The 1,112-nt window shown below is 55.2% G+C and carries 2 pseudogenes; both read right to left on the bottom strand.

The annotated features are described in order from the left end of the window. Positions 1–89: pseudogene (locus AKG12_RS30015) on the bottom strand (Hsp20 family protein); the annotation flags it as partial. A 149-nt stretch (positions 90–238) separates the two neighbouring features. Further along, positions 239–917 (bottom strand): annotated as a pseudogene (locus AKG12_RS30010) (integrase core domain-containing protein). Between the last annotated feature and the right edge of the window lie 195 nt (positions 918–1,112).

Genomic DNA, 1,112 nt, shown 5'->3' with positions numbered 1-1,112 from the left:
TGCTGAAGGGCCGGGCTGGTCTGGATATCGATCTTGCGCGGTTTCAAGGCCTCAGGAATCTCACGAACGAGATCGATAGACAGAACACCTTGTCGCCAGCAACATGTTCCTGGCGCATCGTGGGCGAAAGCCGCTGCTCGAAACTGCGGAACAGCTCGCAGAACCGGCTGTAGCCGTAGCCATTGAAGTGCTCACCGAATTTGGGCCAGCGGGAGCTGGAATTTTCCGGGGTTAAGACTCAGTGCGACGGTGGTGCCGATGAGCAGTTCATGAGCGAAATCGGCACTTTGTTGCCTATCGCGCTGTGTGGCCGGAATTCGTTATAGTCTCTACGCCAATCCTCCATCTTTGCTCGCGCGTCGTCAAGGGTCATGAACCAGTGGGCGTTCAGGCACTCGGCGCGGAACTTGCCATTGAAACTCTCGATGTAGCTGTTGTCGGTCGGCTTGCCTGGCCGGGAGAAGTCGAGCACGACACCCTTGTGATAGGCCCAAAGATCAAGGTCTCGATAGATGAACTCGCTGCCGTTATCGACGCGAATGGTCGTCGGATATCCGACCTGCCGGCAGATCCGCTCCGAGCATGCACGCCGGATCGAAACCTTCCAGTCCGCCTTGATCGTGTCGACAAGCTTGCGCTTGCGGGCAGGCCCAAAGCTTTTTTGAAAGCACATCCTGCAGCATGGCCTTGTCCAGTGACAGGTCGGCAACAATCCGCTTCAGCTTGGCATTCTCTTCCTCAAGCTGTCGCAGCCGCTTCATCTCCGAGGGCATCAAGCCCGCGTATTTCTTGCGCCAATTGTAAAACGTCGCGTCCGAAATTCCTGCCTTGCGGCAGACCTCGCCGATCGGCGTGCCATCCTCTGCCTGCCTCAAAACGAATGCAATCTGCGCTTCCGAAAACTTCAAAGCCTTCATCGAATTCTCCTCTTCTTCCCACCAGGGATCATAAGTGGAAAATTCCAGTTCTAAATGGCCTAATTTATTGGGGGCACGTCAAAGTCGGGCCGGGAACCATCGTCCACTTCCGCCTTCTTGGGGCTCTGTGGTCATTTCTACATTAATACACGCTAAGGGCATTTTGCAGGTGACGGGAAACACATGATTTCCGCT

This window comes from Agrobacterium sp. SUL3, assembly GCF_001263295.1.
Taxonomy (GTDB): domain Bacteria; phylum Pseudomonadota; class Alphaproteobacteria; order Rhizobiales; family Rhizobiaceae; genus Agrobacterium; species Agrobacterium tomkonis.
Note: the sequence above shows the minus strand (reverse complement) of the source record. Positions and strands in the feature narration are given on the sequence as shown.